The 5,610-nt window shown below is 55.2% G+C and carries 2 tRNA genes and 3 rRNA genes; all 5 read left to right on the top strand.

The annotated features are described in order from the left end of the window. Nucleotides 1-295: 295 nt before the first annotated feature. The 5 genes from HV675_RS31825 to rrf all read left to right on the top strand — a co-directional run bounded on the left by HV675_RS31825 (nucleotide 296) and on the right by rrf (nucleotide 5,580). Nucleotides 296-1,826, top strand: a 16S ribosomal RNA gene (locus HV675_RS31825). 67 nt (nucleotides 1,827-1,893) lie between these two features. Then, nucleotides 1,894-1,970 (top strand) — tRNA-Ile (locus HV675_RS31820). 32 nt (nucleotides 1,971-2,002) lie between these two features. Beyond that, nucleotides 2,003-2,078, top strand: a tRNA-Ala gene (locus HV675_RS31815). Between the two features lie 304 nt (nucleotides 2,079-2,382). Further along, nucleotides 2,383-5,268 (top strand): 23S ribosomal RNA (locus HV675_RS31810). 198 nt (nucleotides 5,269-5,466) lie between these two features. Next, nucleotides 5,467-5,580, top strand: a 5S ribosomal RNA gene (rrf, locus tag HV675_RS31805). Together the 16S, 23S and 5S rRNA genes with 2 tRNA genes alongside form the textbook arrangement of a ribosomal RNA operon. Nucleotides 5,581-5,610: the final 30 nt, after the last annotated feature.

Genomic DNA, 5,610 nt, shown 5'->3' with positions numbered 1-5,610 from the left:
AGTCTGCATAATCTCGCTTCTCTGCTGCGACGCGCGGCAGACACGGAAAGGCGGTGGTGGTTGGGCAGTGTGCGCCTTTTCTGTGACGCGATCTTTAACAATTCACAGTCGACAAGTGTGGGCACCTGATGGCGGCGCACGATGACCTTTCGGGGTTGTTGAAGCGAAAGTATCAAGTGTCTCACACAGTATTGAAGATGGTAGGGTGTCTGGTTTCGGCCGGATATCCATACGTCAGTACGTTGAGTGAGCGACCGGTTCGTAGCAATATGAACCGAACACAGTAACAGGCATTGAACTGAAGAGTTTGATCCTGGCTCAGATTGAACGCTGGCGGCATGCCTTACACATGCAAGTCGGACGGCAGCGCGGGGGCAACCCTGGCGGCGAGTGGCGAACGGGTGAGTAATACATCGGAACGTGTCCTGGAGTGGGGGATAGCCCGGCGAAAGCCGGATTAATACCGCATACGATCTGGGGATGAAAGCGGGGGACCGAAAGGCCTCGCGCTCAAGGAGCGGCCGATGGCGGATTAGCTAGTTGGTGGGGTAAAGGCCCACCAAGGCGACGATCCGTAGCTGGTCTGAGAGGACGACCAGCCACACTGGGACTGAGACACGGCCCAGACTCCTACGGGAGGCAGCAGTGGGGAATTTTGGACAATGGGGGCAACCCTGATCCAGCAATGCCGCGTGTGTGAAGAAGGCCTTCGGGTTGTAAAGCACTTTTGTCCGGAAAGAAAACTTCTGCCCTAATACGGTGGAGGGATGACGGTACCGGAAGAATAAGCACCGGCTAACTACGTGCCAGCAGCCGCGGTAATACGTAGGGTGCGAGCGTTAATCGGAATTACTGGGCGTAAAGCGTGCGCAGGCGGTGATGTAAGACCGATGTGAAATCCCCGGGCTTAACCTGGGAACTGCATTGGTGACTGCATTGCTGGAGTATGGCAGAGGGGGGTGGAATTCCACGTGTAGCAGTGAAATGCGTAGAGATGTGGAGGAACACCGATGGCGAAGGCAGCCCCCTGGGCCAATACTGACGCTCATGCACGAAAGCGTGGGGAGCAAACAGGATTAGATACCCTGGTAGTCCACGCCCTAAACGATGTCAACTGGTTGTCGGGCCTTCATTGGCTTGGTAACGTAGCTAACGCGTGAAGTTGACCGCCTGGGGAGTACGGTCGCAAGATTAAAACTCAAAGGAATTGACGGGGACCCGCACAAGCGGTGGATGATGTGGATTAATTCGATGCAACGCGAAAAACCTTACCTACCCTTGACATGGATGGAACCCTGATGAGAGTTGGGGGTGCCCGAAAGGGAGCCATCACACAGGTGCTGCATGGCTGTCGTCAGCTCGTGTCGTGAGATGTTGGGTTAAGTCCCGCAACGAGCGCAACCCTTGTCCCTAGTTGCTACGCAAGAGCACTCCAGGGAGACTGCCGGTGACAAACCGGAGGAAGGTGGGGATGACGTCAAGTCCTCATGGCCCTTATGGGTAGGGCTTCACACGTCATACAATGGTCGGAACAGAGGGTTGCCAAGCCGCGAGGTGGAGCCAATCCCGGAAAACCGATCGTAGTCCGGATCGCAGTCTGCAACTCGACTGCGTGAAGCTGGAATCGCTAGTAATCGCGGATCAGCATGCCGCGGTGAATACGTTCCCGGGTCTTGTACACACCGCCCGTCACACCATGGGAGTGGGTTTTACCAGAAGTGGCTAGTCTAACCGCAAGGAGGACGGTCACCACGGTAGGATTCATGACTGGGGTGAAGTCGTAACAAGGTAGCCGTATCGGAAGGTGCGGCTGGATCACCTCCTTTCCAGAGCTTGAGCGCTTAAAGTCATGTGCTCACACTTGTCGGCTGTGCATTGAAGGACAGGCTGAAGGGGTCTGTAGCTCAGCTGGTTAGAGCACCGTCTTGATAAGGCGGGGGTCGCTGGTTCGAACCCAGCCAGACCCACCATCTGCGTGGACAGGGCTCCTTCGGGTATGTGCGGGGGATTAGCTCAGCTGGGAGAGCACCTGCTTTGCAAGCAGGGGGTCGTCGGTTCGATCCCGTCATCCTCCACCAGTCACCAATCCGGAGTTTCCGGTCCGCAGGCGGGCCGGGCACTGCGTATTGGCGATTGCGCCAGTCAGTGGCGATATGCGGGAGTAGCGCGTGTCGGCTGTCGTTCTTTAACAATCAGGAAGAAGTAGTAAAGAGATTCGCGAAAGCGTGCCTTGAGATGGGTGCGTGAGTAGGCGAATCAGGGTTGTGATTGTATCGAAGTATTTTTTAAGGGTCCTCGATGAGAGGGCGCCTGGAAATACGGCACAACGCGAAAACTCAGCCTGTAGCGCGTGTGGTTTCGAAAGAGACACACCCGTTATAGGGTCAAGCGAACAAGTGCATGTGGTGGATGCCTTGGCGATCACAGGCGATGAAGGACGCGGTAGCCTGCGAAAAGCGGTGGGGAGCTGGCAAACGAGCTTTGATCCACCGATATCCGAATGGGGAAACCCACTCCGAATGGAGTATCCATGACTGAATCCATAGGTCATGTGAAGCGAACGCGGCGAACTGAAACATCTAAGTAGCCGCAGGAAAAGAAATCAACCGAGATTCCCAGAGTAGTGGCGAGCGAAATGGGATCAGCCTGTACTCTTTATCTTCACTGTTAGCCGAACGCTCTGGAAAGTGCGGCGATAGCGGGTGATAGCCCCGTAGGCGAAAACAGCGAGGAAGAACTGGGTGTACGAGAAGTAGGGCGGGACACGTGAAATCCTGTCTGAAGATGGGGGGACCATCCTCCAAGGCTAAATACTCGTGATCGACCGATAGTGAACCAGTACCGTGAGGGAAAGGCGAAAAGAACCCCGGGAGGGGAGTGAAACAGATCCTGAAACCGCATGCATACAAACAGTCGGAGCCTCTGCGAAGGGGTGACGGCGTACCTTTTGTATAATGGGTCAGCGACTTACATTCAGTGGCGAGCTTAACCGATTAGGGCAGGCGTAGCGAAAGCGAGTCCGAACAGGGCGATTCAGTCGCTGGGTGTAGACCCGAAACCAGGTGATCTATCCATGGCCAGGATGAAGGCACGGTAACACGTGCTGGAGGTCCGAACCCACTGACGTTGAAAAGTCAGGGGATGAGCTGTGGATAGGGGTGAAAGGCTAAACAAACCTGGAAATAGCTGGTTCTCTCCGAAAACTATTTAGGTAGTGCCTCGTGTATCACCTTCGGGGGTAGAGCACTGTCATGGTTGAAGGGTCCATTGCGGATTACTTCGCCATAGCAAACTCCGAATACCGAAGAGTGCAATCACGGGAGACAGACATCGGGTGCTAACGTCCGGTGTCAAGAGGGAAACAACCCAGACCGCCAGCTAAGGTCCCCAAATATGGCTAAGTGGGAAACGAAGTGGGAAGGCTAAAACAGTCAGGAGGTTGGCTTAGAAGCAGCCATCCTTTAAAGAAAGCGTAATAGCTCACTGATCGAGTCGTCCTGCGCGGAAGATGTAACGGGGCTAAGCCATATACCGAAGCTGCGGATGCGTGCGCAAGCATGCATGGTAGGAGAGCGTTCCGTAAGCCTGCGAAGGTGCACCGGAAGGTGTGCTGGAGGTATCGGAAGTGCGAATGCTGACATGAGTAGCGATAAAGGGGGTGAAAGGCCCCCTCGCCGTAAGCCCAAGGTTTCCTACGCAACGTTCATCGGCGTAGGGTGAGTCGGCCCCTAAGGCGAGGCAGAAATGCGTAGCTGATGGGAAGCAGGTCAATATTCCTGCACCGTTGTCAAATGCGATGGGGGGACGGATCGCGGAAGGTTGTCCGGGTGTTGGACGTCCCGGTCGCTGCATTGGAGAAGGCGCTTTGGCAAATCCGGGCGCGTAATTCAAGGGTGTGGCGCGAGCTTCTTCGGAAGCGAAGCAACTGGAAGGGGTTCCAGGAAAAGCCTCTAAGCTTCAGTTTGACAATGACCGTACCGCAAACCGACACAGGTGGGCGAGATGAGTATTCTAAGGCGCTTGAGAGAACCCGGGAGAAGGAACTCGGCAAACTGGTACCGTAACTTCGGGATAAGGTACGCCCCTGTAGCTTGATGCGCCTGCGCGCAAAGGGTGAAGGGGTTGCAATAAACTGGTGGCTGCGACTGTTTAATAAAAACACAGCACTCTGCAAACACGAAAGTGGACGTATAGGGTGTGACGCCTGCCCGGTGCCGGAAGATTAAATGATGGGGTGCAAGCTCCTGATTGAAGTCCCGGTAAACGGCGGCCGTAACTATAACGGTCCTAAGGTAGCGAAATTCCTTGTCGGGTAAGTTCCGACCTGCACGAATGGCGTAACGATGGCCACACTGTCTCCTCCCGGGACTCAGCGAAGTTGAAGTGTTTGTGATGATGCAATCTCCCCGCGGCTAGACGGAAAGACCCCATGAACCTTTACTGCAGCTTTGCATTGGACTTTGAACCGGTCTGTGTAGGATAGGTGGGAGGCTGTGAAGCGTGGACGCCAGTCTGCGTGGAGCCGTCCTTGAAATACCACCCTGATCTGTTTGAGGTTCTAACCTTGGACCCTGAAGCGGGTTCGGGGACAGTGCATGGCAGGCAGTTTGACTGGGGCGGTCTCCTCCCAAAGTGTAACGGAGGAGTACGAAGGTACGCTAGGTACGGTCGGAAATCGTGCTGATAGTGCAATGGCATAAGCGTGCTTGACTGTGAGACTGACAAGTCGAACAGGTGCGAAAGCAGGTCATAGTGATCCGGTGGTTCTGTATGGAAGGGCCATCGCTCAACGGATAAAAGGTACTCTGGGGATAACAGGCTGATACCGCCCAAGAGTTCATATCGACGGCGGTGTTTGGCACCTCGATGTCGGCTCATCTCATCCTGGGGCTGTAGCCGGTCCCAAGGGTATGGCTGTTCGCCATTTAAAGAGGTACGTGAGCTGGGTTTAAAACGTCGTGAGACAGTTTGGTCCCTATCTGCCGTGGGCGCTGGATATTTGAAGGGACCTGCTCCTAGTACGAGAGGACCGGAGTGGACGAACCTCTGGTGTACCGGTTGTCACGCCAGTGGCATCGCCGGGTAGCTATGTTCGGAAGAGATAACCGCTGAAAGCATCTAAGCGGGAAACTCGCCTTGAGATGAGATATCCCCGGGGCTTCGAGCCCCTTGAAGGGTCGTTCAAGACCAGGACGTTGATAGGTCAGGTGTGGAAGCGCAGTAATGCGTTAAGCTAACTGATACTAATTGCCCGTAAGGCTTGATCCTATAACAGGTGTGTTTCGTGTCGGTGACCGTTAGTGCTTCAGCACTGACGGGCATCCCACCCCCGAAGGGGGCACGGAAGCACAGACGGTTGAGAGATCGATGTTGTGCCTGATTAAACAACACAACCCCCCCCCTTTACACACTTCTTCCCGATTGGCTGCGGCGCGAACACCATCCGCGCCGCAGCAACCCGTCATGCCTGATGACCATAGCGAGTCGGTCCCACCCCTTCCCATCCCGAACAGGACCGTGAAACGACTCCACGCCGATGATAGTGCGGATTGCCCGTGTGAAAGTAGGTAATCGTCAGGCTCCTCCTGCCTCATCCCGCGACCCCGCCCA

This window comes from Paraburkholderia solisilvae (genome assembly GCF_902859875.1).
GTDB lineage: Bacteria > Pseudomonadota > Gammaproteobacteria > Burkholderiales > Burkholderiaceae > Paraburkholderia > Paraburkholderia solisilvae.
Note: the sequence above shows the minus strand (reverse complement) of the source record. Positions and strands in the feature narration are given on the sequence as shown.